The 14,874-nt window shown below is 46.9% G+C and carries 10 protein-coding genes; 9 read left to right on the top strand and 1 reads right to left on the bottom strand.

Features of this window, described 5'->3' with window-relative positions; all coding sequences use genetic code 11:
• Positions 1 to 231 precede the first annotated feature (231 nt).
• The 8 genes from pssD to ACTNDI_RS11455 all read left to right on the top strand — a co-directional run bounded on the left by pssD (position 232) and on the right by ACTNDI_RS11455 (position 10,945).
• Positions 232 to 711, top strand: coding sequence for a PssD/Cps14F family polysaccharide biosynthesis glycosyltransferase (pssD, locus tag ACTNDI_RS11490; protein ID WP_441101119.1), 480 nt, complete (start codon positions 232 to 234; stop codon positions 709 to 711).
• An 18-nt stretch (positions 712 to 729) separates the two neighbouring features.
• On the top strand, positions 730 to 1,245 hold the full coding sequence (gene pssE, locus ACTNDI_RS11485; protein WP_441101118.1) for a PssE/Cps14G family polysaccharide biosynthesis glycosyltransferase: 516 nt from the start codon (positions 730 to 732) through the stop codon (positions 1,243 to 1,245).
• A 311-nt stretch (positions 1,246 to 1,556) separates the two neighbouring features.
• Complete coding sequence (locus tag ACTNDI_RS11480) at positions 1,557 to 4,244, top strand: S-layer homology domain-containing protein (protein ID WP_441101117.1); 2,688 nt, start codon at positions 1,557 to 1,559, stop codon at positions 4,242 to 4,244.
• A gap of 217 nt (positions 4,245 to 4,461) precedes the next feature.
• On the top strand, positions 4,462 to 5,595 hold the full coding sequence (locus ACTNDI_RS11475) for an acyltransferase family protein (RefSeq protein ID WP_441101116.1): 1,134 nt from the start codon (positions 4,462 to 4,464) through the stop codon (positions 5,593 to 5,595).
• Positions 5,596 to 5,723: 128 nt separating this feature from the next.
• Positions 5,724 to 6,797: a glycosyltransferase family 2 protein gene (locus tag ACTNDI_RS11470; RefSeq protein ID WP_441101115.1), complete on the top strand. Its 1,074-nt coding sequence runs from the start codon at positions 5,724 to 5,726 to the stop codon at positions 6,795 to 6,797.
• A 61-nt stretch (positions 6,798 to 6,858) separates the two neighbouring features.
• Positions 6,859 to 8,313, top strand: coding sequence for a CDP-glycerol glycerophosphotransferase family protein (locus ACTNDI_RS11465; RefSeq protein ID WP_441101114.1), 1,455 nt, complete (start codon positions 6,859 to 6,861; stop codon positions 8,311 to 8,313).
• A gap of 13 nt (positions 8,314 to 8,326) precedes the next feature.
• The gene (locus ACTNDI_RS11460; RefSeq protein WP_441101113.1) at positions 8,327 to 9,469 is read left to right on the top strand and encodes a glycosyltransferase; all 1,143 of its coding nucleotides are present in this window, start codon (positions 8,327 to 8,329) and stop codon (positions 9,467 to 9,469) included.
• A 222-nt stretch (positions 9,470 to 9,691) separates the two neighbouring features.
• Positions 9,692 to 10,945: a polysaccharide pyruvyl transferase family protein gene (locus ACTNDI_RS11455; protein ID WP_441101112.1), complete on the top strand. Its 1,254-nt coding sequence runs from the start codon at positions 9,692 to 9,694 to the stop codon at positions 10,943 to 10,945.
• Here ACTNDI_RS11455 and ACTNDI_RS11450 read toward each other — a convergent pair.
• Positions 10,921 to 12,132: a glycosyltransferase family 4 protein gene (locus ACTNDI_RS11450; protein WP_441101111.1), complete on the bottom strand. Its 1,212-nt coding sequence runs from the start codon at positions 12,130 to 12,132 to the stop codon at positions 10,921 to 10,923. The two genes, ACTNDI_RS11455 and ACTNDI_RS11450, sit on opposite strands and share 25 nt — an antisense overlap.
• A gap of 212 nt (positions 12,133 to 12,344) precedes the next feature.
• On the opposite strand from ACTNDI_RS11450, the gene ACTNDI_RS11445 reads away from it, so the two are divergent.
• The gene (locus tag ACTNDI_RS11445) at positions 12,345 to 14,846 is read left to right on the top strand and encodes an S-layer homology domain-containing protein (protein WP_441101110.1); all 2,502 of its coding nucleotides are present in this window, start codon (positions 12,345 to 12,347) and stop codon (positions 14,844 to 14,846) included.
• Positions 14,847 to 14,874 lie beyond the last annotated feature (28 nt).

Raw genomic sequence — 14,874 nt, 5'->3', positions numbered from 1 at the left:
CGGACGGGCAAAACTATGCTTATTGTACCATCTTTCGCGGGTTCGTAAAAGAGCAGCGCAGAGGCACAGGCGGAATTCCAAATCAATTTTCAATCAGGAATCAGAATTCCAATTCAGAATCCATGGAATATAGTAGCTTCCAGCAGAGAATTTGTGCTACAATATACAAATACATGTGTGCTCGTGCGGACTTTCCGTTCTGTGCATCAAAGGCAGAGAAAGGAAGAAAAAATGACGGTTTCAAAAGACCACAGCCTGAAAATCTGTTTTGCCGCGTCCTCGGGTGGCCATTTCGAGCAGCTCATGCGCCTGAAGCCGCTGATGGACAAGTACGACAGCTTCCTGATGACTGAGCGGACAGACTATCTGCCCGATGCCGGCGGAGAGAAGATCTACTACCTGTGGCAGGTGAACCGCAAGGAGTTAAGTTTTCCGATCCGGATGCTTGTGAATGTTTTTAAGTCTCTCAGAATCTATCAGAAGGAAAAACCGGACGTCGTGATCTGCACCGGAGTTTTTGCGATGATTCCCATGTGCCTGATCGCGAAATTACATGGGAAGAAACTGATCTACATCGAGTCCTATGCCAAGGTCAGCTCCGGGACGGAAACGGGTCGCTTCCTATATAAATATGCGGACCGCTTCTACATTCAGTGGAAAGCACTTCGAAAGGTATATCCCAACGGCAGATATGTCGGCGGAATTTACTGAGGAGCAGAAGGAGTTCAGATGATATTTGTAACCCTCGGATCACAGAAGTTTCAGTTCGACCGGCTTCTGGAGAAAATCGACAATCTGATCGTCTCTGGCTCGATCACCGAAGAGGTCTTCGCCCAGATCGGATACAGCGATTATCTGCCGAAGCATTACGCTTACCAGAAGTTCATGGACGAAACGGAATTCAAGAAAAAAATGAAAGAGGCGGACTTCGTCATAACCCATGGCGGCACCGGAGCCATCATCAACGCGGTCAAAGCACATAAGATCGTCATCGCCGTACCCAGAAAAGCTGAATATGGAGAGCACGTCGACGACCATCAGAGGGAAATTATACGCGAATTCGGAGAGCAGAATTACATTCAGCCGTGTATGGAGGTCGACGACCTCGGCGAAGCACTCCTGCAGGCGGGACAGAAAACCTTTTCGGAGTACCACTCCAATACCGACCGCTTCATCAGCGATATCGATGATTACCTTCAGTCTGAAATCATTAACAAAAATGACAGCAGAAGTAGTAGATTGTAAAAAAAGATAAAGAAAATGACATAATTTCAGAGACGGGGAATTCTGTATATTATTCACAGGAAAACAGGCAAAAGTCAGCAAATATCGAATTTCAGGACTCCCGAAGGCGTGAAAAAAGAAACGAAAACGGCCGAAAACCATGAGTAATGGCATCAGAATGTCACAGATTTTGAATGTTTTGTTAAAAAAATACAAAACAAGAATTAAAAATTTGGTAATACTTTCAAAGATATTTATGATAGAATACTAAAGTAAAGAGCATACTTCATGCTACATTATATTATTTTAACTTAGGTTAGGAGGAATAACAAATGGCAAGAAACAAATTCTTAAAGCGTATGGCGGTTACGGCTCTTGCTGCATCCATGACATTTGGTGCCGTACCGGCTATGGCAACTCCAGCGCTGGCTGCTTCAACAGTTTCTGTTGCAAGCGCAGTTGATCATCTCACCGATGACAAGTTTGATGCTATAAATCACGTTAAGACTGCACTTGATGGAATGACGGGCGTTACTTCTGCGACTACTGCAGATGCTATTAAGACAGCAGTTGCGACAGCATTCCCTGGCTACAATGTACAGGCTAGCATTACGAGTGCAACTCCTTCCGGCTATTATGATGATGGTCAGCACAATCCGGATCAGAACAACGGCGATTATCATAATTATGGGAAAATTACTGGAACCGTAACGCTGAGCAGCCCAAAAAATAATGCTACTCCGGATTCCCAGAAGACTACGACCTATAACTTCGTGCTGGATGAGAACGCTTATACTGCGGACGAGAAAATTGCACTTGCAGAGCATTTCATTCAGAAATATTTTGATGAAGTAAAGCCGTTTGCTGCAACGGATGAAACTGTTGAAGGCAAACCGGGCGATGAAATCAAAGATGTGACAATGGTTTCCATGGCTCAGGCTGCACTTGATCATTATGAAATTGCAGAATATCGTAATGGTTCGATTAAAGTCGTTGGCGCTGCAAATACTTCCGCACCGGTTAACGATGACAAGAACAATACCATGACATTTACTTCAGACATCACGGTTTCTGCTGATGGAAAGAGCCATACCAATAAGTATACAGCTACCAGAGATCGCGCACATCATTATCTGACAAGACAGTTTGCAACTGCAGTTCAGAAGTATCTTGAGGACGATGACACTATATTTGCAAATGATGTTGATGCTGAGAAACTTGCAAGCGTCATCAATAACCTCAGATTCTGGCTTATCGATAGCAATGACAAGAATAATGAGAAGGGTGTCGGTTCACCGGATTCTCAGAGAGGCGACGTACCTGCAGATGACATCTATGTGAAAAACTTTAATGGACTTAAATTCGCTGAGTGCTTGAAAGCGGCAGGCCTTGTTGTTAATAGCACTCAGGGTCCGACGACTGAAGCACGTCCAGATGGTCTGCAGAGTATTGATTATGCACAGCTGAAGCACATCTCCATTTCAGCTGGTGACATTAAAATTGGCGAAGCAAACAAGAAGCTTGCAAAGCATGGTGTAACTGGACATGTATCGGTAAACTTCCAGCTTAAGGAAGACGGATACAATGATGATCAGGTATTCACTGCTGATCTGAAGCTGAAGCAGACCGCTGATGAGAAGCTCACAGAAATGACCGATGAAATGACCAGACTGTTCAATGCAGGCGAGACCAATACACTGGTTGATACGATTAAGAACAGTGTGACGGATTACGCGTCCGCTCCGTTCTATGACACTAAGAATACTACGGATAAAGCAGACGATGAGCTTGGCGGAGTTACAGCAGATCGGTTTGCAAAGAAACTCTTCGACAAGGCAGGTCAGAAGCAGGTTGATGATGCATATAATCAATCACCCCTTTCAGACGATCATGTCGAGTATAACTGGGATGGCGCACATAAAGCTACCTACAGTGATTATGTAGAGCCGACCACGAAAGCAGACGGAAGTATCAAGGTAAATGCAACTGTACGGGTAGACAATCCTTGGTATGCTACTTATGACGGTACAATGACACCGGATGAGCAGTATGTAACAAAAGATGTTTCATTTACTGTTACTATTCCGAAGCTTAACACCGTTGCTGCAACGGATATTGAGCTTGCAAACGCACGTACCCTCCACATTGTAAGAGGATATGATGGAAAACTGTCTGAGACAGCCGGAGCAAATCTGAAGATTGCTGAGTCTATAAGACCGATGCTTTATACAAAGCCAGCTACAGCAAATGATATTGTCTGGACTTCCAGCGATCCTTCTGTTGCAACGGTTGATGAGAATGGAATCGTTACTGCTGTCAAGGGTGGAAAGGCAGTAATCACTGCTACCAGTGCAACAAATCCGAAGATCAATGATTCCGTCACAATCAACGTGAAGGAAGATTATAACGGATTCGTTGATGTAGTGGATCCTTCTGCATATTACTTCACTCCTGTTTACTGGGCAAAGGATCATAAGGTTACCGCAGGTACAACGTCTACCACATTTAGCCCGTCCAGTACTGTAAGCAGAGGCGATATGATTACCTGGCTGTACAGATATGCTGGTTCACCGGCAGTTAGCACAACTACCAAATTCAAAGATGTAAAGGATAGCGATTACTATGCTAAGGCAGTTGCATGGGCAACATCAAAGGGCATCACATTTGGTACAAGTGATACCACATTCAGCCCGAAGAAAGCTGTTACCAGAGCAGAGATGATCAGCTTCCTGTACAGATATTCTCAGGCTGTCGGAAAGACAGATGGCGAGAGTGGAAAGTCTGACTTCAATGATGTACTGAGCAGCAAGTACTATGCATCAGCCGTTGCATGGGGCGCTGAGAATGGTGTTGTTGCCGGCTACGCAGATGGAACATTCAGACCGGACAAGACCTGCACAAGAGCAGAAGGTGTAAGCTTCATCTACAGAGCTGTTTCTCACACAAAGGGAAATCAGGATGATAATCTTCTTAAGAAAACCAATGACTTTGGAGTAAAAGGCGAAAATAACAACGGTTAATATCTGAAATATCAATATTAATAATGGGTGCCAGACTGTTCCGGAAGGAACAGTCTGGCACCCATTTTGTATAGATATATCGAGTAAACAACAGGCTACGCTATACTGAAAGTTTACGTACGCTTCATTTTCTAATGGCACTGCCGGTCGATCTGTGATAAGCTCAGACAATAGGAACTATTGTCTGCACAAGCTTTTGAAACGAATACGAACACACATGATGATGAATAAATACAGGAAACGTCAATCGGGCATCGAATGCCTGAAGCTTATTGCAATAGCGATGATTATCCTCTCTCATATTGTACAGTGTATGACGCAGCCGACCGAATTCGCCGGGAATCAGCCTTATCTGTTTTCGATCTCCTCTCCATCAAAATCTGTTTCCGTATTCACTCTCGCTCTGTTCTTTCATCTGGGTTCTCTGGGAAATGACATATTCTTCATTTCTTCCGCATGGTTTCTCCTGGAGAGCAGGACATGGAAGAAGGAAAAGTGGATGAGACTTTTTCTTCAGACCTGGATGATTTCTGTGCTCTGTCTTTTTGCGGTTCTGCTCATCCGTCATGGTCAGGTGCCCGGAAAGCTTATTCTGCACAGCATTCTTCCAAATCTTTTCACCAATACCTGGTATATCACCGCTTACCTGCTGTTTTATCCGCTGGCGCCACTGCTGAATGTTCTTATCGCCAACATGGACAGGAGGAGGCATTTTCAGCTTGCTGCGGTCATGACATGGCTGTATCTTGTTTGTGAATTTTTCGTAAAAGGAGCTTTCTTCTCTTCAAAGATCATTCAGTGGATCGCAATTTACCTGCTGCTTTCCTATCTGAAGAAGTATAAACGGGCATGGATGGACGATCGGAAGATTAATCGGATATGCCTGTCGATCGGAATTGCGGGATTTATCCTGCTTCCCGCAATATCCAATGTGATTGGTTTACTGACCGCCAGAGACACAAATCTGCTGTACTGGGTAAGCAATGCAAATCCGTTTCTGGTGCTGATCGCTATCGCATCGGTCAATCTTGTCCGAAGAAATGAGAATTTTCACAACGGAATCCTCAATTATCTGTCCAGTCTGTCGCTGACCATCTATCTGCTTCAGAGCAATCTGATGTTTAAGACATACTACCGGACGGGACTGGTGCGTTTCTTTTACAATCATTTTGGATTTGAGAACGCTGTTGTGGGCAAAGCGGTCGTTATGGCCGGGATCGTTTTTGCGCTTTCGTTAATCGGAGCAATTCTCTACGACAGAATACTATCCCTGGCTGTTAAACATCTCAGCCGGCAGGCATTGACATGGATCCGGCGGATTTACCACCGGACAGAAAGACGTCTTTCATGATAGAGGGATTGATCCAGATATTAAATGATTGATCCAGATTTAATAATGTTTGATCCAGATGCTTTGCCGCTTGTGATGCGCCGGGATACTGGTTCTGTTCTGCTGCGGCAATGAATAAGGGAGGCACAATGACAGATATTCTCTTATCTGTAATTATTCCGGTTTATAATACACAAAAAGATCTTACCCGGTGTATCGACAGTGTCATGAAGGACGGCACTGTTTCATCCGCGACAGAATCTGTGACAGGGGCCACGTTCACCCCCGGCGAGATCGAAGTGATTCTCGTGGATGATGGAAGTACCGACGGGAGTGGAGCTCTATGTGATGAGCTTTCTTTGCAGTACCCGTCTGTACATGTAATTCATAAGGAAAACGGAGGCATAGCCAGCGCCAGGAACGCCGGAATGGCCCGGGCGCGAGGTCGATATTTTGCCTTTCTGGATTCCGATGATTATCTGAAGCCGGGATCTGTTGCCATGTGGATTGGCTGGATCCGTCAGTATGGTTCGGACCTGATCCGTTTCGGATTCTGCAAGATCTCGGAAACAGGGGAACTGTTGGAGGACAGAACTCTGCCGTATCCGCCGGGCAGATATACCGGAGCCGCATTGAAGGAGCTTAAGCTCGATTCGATTTACTATAAGCACGTGCTGGATTACAGGACTCCCCGAATTCTTTCGTCCTGCACCAACCTGTACCGTAGCTCTTTTTTGAAGGCGCATGATCTGAAATTCCGGTCTGAACGTGAAATTCTGCGGGAAGAATACCTCTTTGTGACCTCCTGCATGCAGGCTGCGGAATCGGTTGCCGTGTGTGATGTTTCCTGTTATTGTTATGTACAGCGCAGAGGATCCGTCACGCAGCATTATATTCCGGACATGCCGGAGCGGTCGCGCAGGCTGATGCGGGAATATCAGACACTGCTTCCGAACCCGGAGCGCGAACAGGCAATTCGAATGGACAATTTCTACATTGACTGCATGTATGCATGTATCGTCAATGAGTGCAGAGAAAATCGCAGCAGCAGGAAAGCCGTTCATGAAATCCGGTCGGTCCTGGCGGATGCTCAGCTGCAGGAGGCCCTTCGCAGAAGCCGCAACCGGACATCCACCGCAAAGACAAGGGTGATCGTGTTCCTGATGCGCCATCGGATGGCACTTGTTATGTACAGACTGTATCGGCTTACTGCCGGGAAGTAAGTACCCGCATATTGCGTATTCATGCGTTCTGCGATGATACCTTCCGATTTGAAAAGATCGGTTGCAGGAAAGTATATCGAAACATACGCTGAATGAAGTAGCGGATTCCATAAATGAGCTGTATGAAGAAGTGCTTTCCATAAATGCGCTGTACGAAGAAGCGCTATCCATAAATACGCTGTACGAAGAGTCGAATACCATAAATGCGCTGTATGAAGAAGCGGATTCCATATCAGAGAAAGGTCGTTCCCACGCAGGCATGTCACATATGAACTTCAAAAAAATAATACGAAAATATGACCATAAATTTCATACCGCCCTCTTTCCAATCACAGGAGCACTTTTTTCTCTGCTTCCGGTGAAGAACAACCGGGTTGTGGCTGTCAGCTTCCGCGGAAACGGTATCGGAGATAACCCAGGTGCAATCTGTGAAAGTCTTCATCAGAGGGACCCGGAGGCCGAGATTGTCTGGCTTGTTGACCGCGGGCGGAACCGAACCATTAATCTTCCGGAATGGGTCAGAGAGGTGCCGTACTATTCCTTCCGATCCATGTTGTATATGGCCACGGCAAAGGTATGGATTGACAACTGCCGCAAGGACTATATGCCCGGAAAAAAGAAGGATCAGATCTATATCCAGACCTGGCACGGAGGACTCGGGTTCAAAAAAGTAGAAGCGGCCGCGCAGCAGGATCTTTCGGAATTCTACATTCGCGTGGCGAAGCGTGATACGGCTGCTACGGATCTCATGGTCTCGAATGGAGAGATGACTAGCCGGATTTATCGCACCATGTTCCGCTATCAGGGAAGGGTCCTTGAGTGCGGACTTCCGCGCAACGATTGTCTGGTACGTAACGACCGTTTAACCTGGAAAGAAGAGGCGAAGAGAGCGCTGGGGATTGAACCGGATCACCGTTTGCTCCTGTATGCGCCCACCTATCGGGACATGACCGATCTTTCCGCGTTTTCATTCGATATGGATGCTTTTCTTCGCGCGCTTGAGAAAAAAACAGGAGACAAATGGACCGGAGCCGTCCGTCTTCATCCAAATCTTCAGAATAGTAAAATCCCTGCATTGTCAAATGACCGGATTCTGGATCTGACGCATATACCGGATCCCAATCAGGTTCTGCTGGCAAGTGACGCGATGGTGTCAGACTACAGCAGTATGGTCTTTGATTTTGCCGGGATGGGTGGGCTTGTCCTGCTCTATGCTCCGGACTATGACGAATACATGCAGCGAAGGGGACTGTGGCTGACGTATGATCAGACCCCGTTTCCCTCCGGCAGGACGAATGAAGAACTTCTGGAAAAGCTGAATGATTTGCAGATCAGCAGTTACCAGAAAGAGTTAAAGAAATTTTTCGACGATTTCCACATGGCCGAAACCGGAAGATCCTCGGAAACCGCCGCAGAAGTCTTAAGATCTGTTCTGCGCGGCAAGCCGCTGGAGATGGCATTGCAGGAAGTATGCGTTGCGGCCGGTGACGGAAGATATTTGCTGAAAAACAGCTGATGAGGTAACTAGAATGATCAAAAGAGTTCTCTATTTTGTCTGGGCGCCGATCCACCGGCTTCCGCCATGTGTAGCCCAGGTGCAGCAGCTCCGGGATTTTGGAATCGAGGTAAGCGTACTCTCCAGAGAGATCAGCCCGGAAACGGCAGAGATTTTTCGGAGCAGAAATATTTCGTATGAGACGCTTCCAGTCATCACCAGAAAGAACAAGGTACTTCAGAAAGGCCTGAACTATCTGAACTACCGGCGCGTCTTCCGCCAGTGGTTCCGGAAATACTGGACAGACGACAGTGTTCTGTGGATCGGTTCTGAGATGGGCGCCATAAAGCAGTGGCATTTTCTGAAGAATCATCACCCTGTAATCGTCAATTGCCTGGAATTCTTTGAATACGACTGGTACCAGAATGCAATGAAACGAATCAGCAGCGATGTAGATTTCCTCACGGCATGTGAGCCTCACCGGGCACAATACATGAAGGACTGGTGGAATCTCGGGTCACTGCCCGTTGTTCTTCGGAATAAGCCATATGCCCTGTCCCGATCCAGAAATCTGGAGCCCACCTCCCCTGACGTCGAAAAGGCATTAAAAAAGCTCGAAAACCGCCATGTTCTCCTGTATCAGGGCATGATATCAAAGGAACGCGACCTCTCACCTCTTGCAGAAGGACTTAAGAGAAGCGGCAGCGACTGGACGCTTGCGCTGATGGGAACGGATTATATCGGCGATGCCGGCGCATCCCTTCAGAAAATCTATCCGGACACCGTTTACCTGGGGTACTTTTATCCGCCGCATCATTTTGAAATCACTTCACACGCAGATATCTGCGTTGCCTGTTATGAAGAAAACTCCATCAACACAAGATACTGTGCGCCGAATAAGATCTATGAATACGCGGCATTCGGATTGCCGATGCTCTGCAATGATATTCCCGGCCTTGAAGAAACCGTCGGCCGGTACCATGCGGGAAAATGTGTGAATTTTCACGATCCTGACCAGATAGCAGCCGCGATTCGGGAACTTACTGCCAATTACGAAGATTACAGCGCAGGAGCTACGCGAATGTACGAGGAAACAGACAACACGGAAGCCATGCATCAAATCCTGGAGACCGTATCCTCGCTGTCCACAAGTGGTGCCGGAAAGCATGGCCGCTAAATCGTAATTTACATCATTGCCCTAGGCGCTGTTGAATTCTGGAATCTGAAATCCAAAGGCCAACTCTTTCGAAAGAGCCTGGTATCCCGCGTCTGTGTTTGAATTCCGGAATTCGAAATCCCAAGACACGCTCTTTTGAAAGAACCTGGTATCCCGCGTCTGCGTATGAATTCTGGAATCTGAAATTCGGAGACGACCCCGTAAGAAGGAGATCGAATAGAAATGAAGATATTACTGCTCGGCCTGTATTATTCAGAGAATAAAGGCGATGCCCTGCTCACGGACTGTGTGGCTGCAAGGATTCGCCGCTCCTTTCCTGATTCGGAACTGACTGTATGCGACCTTTTCGGACGAACCGGATGGAAAACCACAAGCGGCGGCGAAGAGGCAGATTTAAAGAAGAGGATCTTCAAGAACAAGCTGCGGACATTCGCCTCGAGTTATACCCCCTGGGACAAGATGTATTCACACGAACAGTATCTGTATGAGATGCATCGTGCTGATATGGAGCGGGTCATGTCCATTTCCTGTGACTGTGTCGTATTAGCCGGAGGTCAGCTCTTCATGGATGATCTGGCTCTCGTTGTCAGTTCCTACATTGATCATTTCGCAGCCATGGAGATTCCGGTCATCATTAACGCCGCCGGATGGGGGCCCTTTTGCAGCCGGCATGTCCGTGAGCGGCTGGCGCAGTCACTGCAGAACCGATGGACAATTGATCTGTCCGTACGAGATCACGCATCCGCAATCAGCCGTCTGGTCGGAAGGAAAGTCCCGGAAAGAGCTGACTTTGGATTGTTTGCGGATATCACCTATGAAATTCACCGTGATCCGCAAAGTAACCGGACAGGGCTCGGGATCATGTACGCGCCGACCATTTCCAGAGGAAAAATGATTCGCTTCTGGCAGGGATTAATCCTTCAAATGGCCCGGAAAGGAATTGCATGGACGCTCTTCACAAACGGATATCCGTCAGATGAAGAATTCGCCAGAGACGTCCTGAAGCAGCTCCCCGAAGAATGCTTCCATACCGGAAAAAACCGCAGGGATTATCTCCTTCCAGCTCCCGGCACGCCCCGCGAGATGACCGCCCAGATATCCTCGTTTCAGTCGCTGATTTCGATGAGGCTCCACAGCCATATTGTGGCAGCTTCACTTGGTATTCCCTCCGTTGCGATCACCTGGGACAATAAGCTCCCTGAATTTTTCCGCATGCTCGGATACCCGGAACGCTGTCTCTCGATCCACGAATCGGCAGACCAGGTCATTTCCATGATTACGCAGGCGGAAAAGGACGGGATAAACAGGGACACAGTAAACGCGCTGCGTGAGGCCGCCGACAAATCGCTTGTTTCATCTATCCGTAAGGCAACCGACAAATCGCTTCTTACCTCTATCCGTAAGACGTCTGACAGATCGCTTCTTACCTCCATCCATGAGGCAAAGAACACTCACTCACAGAGAGAAGAAGAATGACCGGTGCTTTTCTTCCATACAGAGGCAATCTGCTGATAAAATTGTGCTTCATCAAAGTCTGCCTCGATGGTATTTCGAGCATTCCGGCTGTAATGGCGCCAGATTTTCTCATGCCCCGTCAGATCCGATATTGCCTCAGCCAGAGCGGCAATGTCACCCGGTTCAACCAGAATCCCATTCTCTCCGTTTCTTACACAGGACGGAATATCTCCGACCGTCGTACTGATCACGGGAAGTCCAAAGCTCATTGCTTCCAGAATCGCGACCGGCAGACCCTCGTTATAAGAGGGGAGCGCAAGAATATGAGAAGACTCCAGGAGCTCCTTTTTTCTTTGTCCATCCACCCATCCGGCAAAATCCGTCTGATCTGAAATGCCCAGTTCCCCGGCCAGTCTCTTCAGGTTTTCTTCTTCCGGACCGCTTCCGGCCAGTACAAGCCTCCACTTTGCGGGCTTTGCCATCGCAAATGCCCGAAGCAGATCCTCCGCACCCTTTCTCCGGATCAGAACACCCAGAAACAGAATCCGGTTCTCCGTGTCATTTAAGGCTGTGATCTCCTCCGGCAGTTTCACGGCATTGTGTACGATTTCCACGGACACACCGGGACAGATTGACTGAATACTCTTCCGGTAATGTTCCCCGAGCACAATGACATGGGCGCAATTTCCCAGGAACTCCCGTACCTGCTTCTGCTTATCCGGACCCAGAGAACGATACCAGTCTTCAAACTCCGAACCATGAAGGTGCATCACAAAGGGAACGTGAAAACGAAGAGCTATCTTCTGCAGTGTCCGCGCCCGGACAAAGCTGCCTTTATAAGACATATGAACATAGACCAGATCCGGACGCTCTCTCAGCATAACCTCGGTCAATCTGAAGCACGCTTCCGCAAATACCGCCCCCTTCGCTGCCGGATTCCGATCCGTATACGTCGGAATAAAACGGAGCTGAATCCCCTCCCTCGTCCAGTCATTCTCCAGAATCTGCTGAATTACACTCGTAATACCGCCCTTTACATCCCCGCGGTTTCCCATCATCAGGACCTTCATCATACCTGTCGAAATCCTTCCCTTTTCTTTCCATATTCTCTTTCTATGCCAATATTCCTCGCAAATATTCCCGTACATCTTATCACAAAAAACGCTGTCATCGTCGCCAAAATATCTGGTCAGGCCCAATCTTATCATGCCTGCTTTTCGGTTTGTCCCCTTCCCTTGCGTTTAAAAACGCCAGGCACATCGCCGGCATCCGATACAAAATCTGTGTCAAAGCTGCGTCAGATGCCCGTTATATTTATTAAAAGTCTTTCCTATTGTTGAAAAATCCGTACCCTCATCAAGTAAAGAGCATACTTCATGCTACATTATATTATTTTAACTTAGGTTAGGAGGAATAACAAATGGCAAGAAACAAATTCTTAAAGCGTATGGCTGTTACGGCTCTTGCTGCATCCATGACATTGGGAACCGTACCGGCTGTTGCTATGAATGTATTTGCTGAGACAAAGGTCACTTCTCAGGCCCCCAGTTCTTCGGATACTGCTGCAGCAAGTCTTTATAGTGAAGTTGATGCAGCGGTTAAAACATTGGACAAGAACGCTGAGATTTCCACTGCTACAACTGGCGATAAGATTGCAGAAGCTTTAAAGAATGCGCTTGAGACAGCAGATCCTTCCAGCAGCTTCAGTGTTGATGTTACTGTAGACAGCACAGATACTGCCAAGTATGTTAATGCTACAACTGCTCCGACAGCTCCTGTAATTAACGCAACTGCAAAGGTGCAGAAATATGATAAGGCAACTATCGGAACGCAGCCGAATGCTACTGAGGCAATTGCTGCAATTGATAATATTACATTCACACTTGATTGCGGAAAACTGACTGACCTGGATTACGCTACAGTAGAAGCGGGATATTATGCAGATGAGATCAAGAGCGGATCCGTAGATAAACTGGCTTATACCTTTGCAAATGCTGCTTCTGTATCATCCACTCCGATCAAGACAAAACTGGATGCTCTGACAACTGCAGCAAAGGCCAATACTGTTCTTGCTCCTTATTTTGACAGTGTTTCCATTGGGACGATTACCACAGCAATTCAGACACAGCCGACAGACGACGTTGAAGGCACAGTAGCAGTGACAATTCCTGTCACACACACAACTGCAAAAACAACGACAACAGCTGCTACAGACGCTACGGTTACAATTTCCGGCACAGCATATATCTCCAGAACCTCTGCTGCAGCTTCTACAGTTGCTGAGGCTCAGAAGGTTATCGAATCTGCAGAGCTGACAAATGATCAGGTTGAAGATACCTATGCATATTCTAAGGATGCAAAGGCGATCACAAAGATCAACTCTGAACTGAAAAAAACCTTACAGACGAAGCTGGACGATGCCGGAATCACCGGCGTAACAATCTCAGATGTTACGATTGCAAAGGATTCCTCCAACAAGAGCGCAACACATGCTGCAAATGGATCGGTAAAGGTTTCTGTAACCTATCATGCTGACGCTGATAAGTCTACTGCTAATGATGTAACAAGTATCGAGACACTGACCATCGTACATGGTGACGCAGATATCCAGGCAGAAGCTCACAACGCTGTAGACACTGCCCTTAAAGCTCTGAAGAAGACAGACTTTCAGGCAAAGGATGCTACAACAGCTCCATCGAAGGATGATGTGAAGAAAGTCATCACAGATGCAGTCGATAAGGCACTGGCTGATAAGCTTGGTGGAACAGCAACGATTGCTTCTGAACTATACAGTGAGAAAGCGTATATTCTTTCTGCATTTGATTATACGCCAGCAACGACTGAAGCAACTGGTTCAGTATCCGCTACAGTATCTCTGCTGAAGGCTCATGAGGCTACTTCCAAGTCTGACACCACAAAATATGATACATTTGATACGATCAGTCTCTCTCCTGTGGCTACGGATAAACTCAGCACAAAGGTTGCTACAGGAATAAGCCTTGGCGCTGATATTGATACAAAAGGCGCTGCATCTATTACCCCAGAGTTTTCACCGGATGGAGCAAACTGCGGATATGTAAAGCTCAGCTGGAAGGGTGATACAAAACTTGACAAGGCTACCGTAAATATCATTTCTGCAGATGGAACTACTACTACTGCCAATATTACCCGCACTGCAGATGGAGCAAGCAGTGGTATCTTTACGATCACAGCCGGACAAAAGATTCAGATTGTAAATGGTTATGATGATGGAGCTGACACAGAAGACTGGAAGGACATCGAGGGAACTCTGACGGCTACTCTTTATGATGCTCGTGATAATAAGCTGGCAACAGATTCTGTAAATGTCAGTCTGAGTAAACTGTTCAAGGATGTTACCGACGCAACGAAATTCTATTTCGAGCCGGTTTACAAGCTGACCGCGAAAGAGGTTGTAAAAGGAACTACTGCTTCCACATATTCTCCTGAAAGAAATGTAACACGTGGAGATTTCATCACTCTTCTTTACCGCGCAGCAAAAGCCGATAAAAAAGTCACAGGAACTGTAAATGCTGAAGATGCTTCTGAGAAATTCGCCGATGTTTCTTCAAAAGATTATTATGCAGAAGCAATTGCCTGGGCTGTTGATAATAAGATTGCAAGCGGTACATCTGATTCCACATTCAGCCCGACTAAGACCATCACGCGTGCTGATGCTGTAACATTCCTTGCGAGATATGCTGGCGTTAATGTTACAACTGGTGATGATTATGCAATTTATCAGTTTGATGATGTTAAATCCGGTGCATACTATACACAGGCAGTCCTTTGGGCTTATAGTAAAGGCATCACAGCAGGAAAGACATCAAAGATTTTCGCCCCGAATGATAAAGTAACAAGAGGTCAGGCTGCAGCATTTATTGAGAGATATTTCAAATTCTAATAATTTGAAATTGGGATATTTTCCTTGT

This window comes from Bilifractor sp. HCP3S3_D3, from assembly GCF_052063915.1.
Taxonomy (GTDB): Bacteria; Bacillota; Clostridia; order Lachnospirales; family Lachnospiraceae; genus Bilifractor.
The sequence above is the reverse complement of the archived record's forward strand: the minus strand, read 5'-3'. Positions and strand labels throughout refer to the sequence as shown.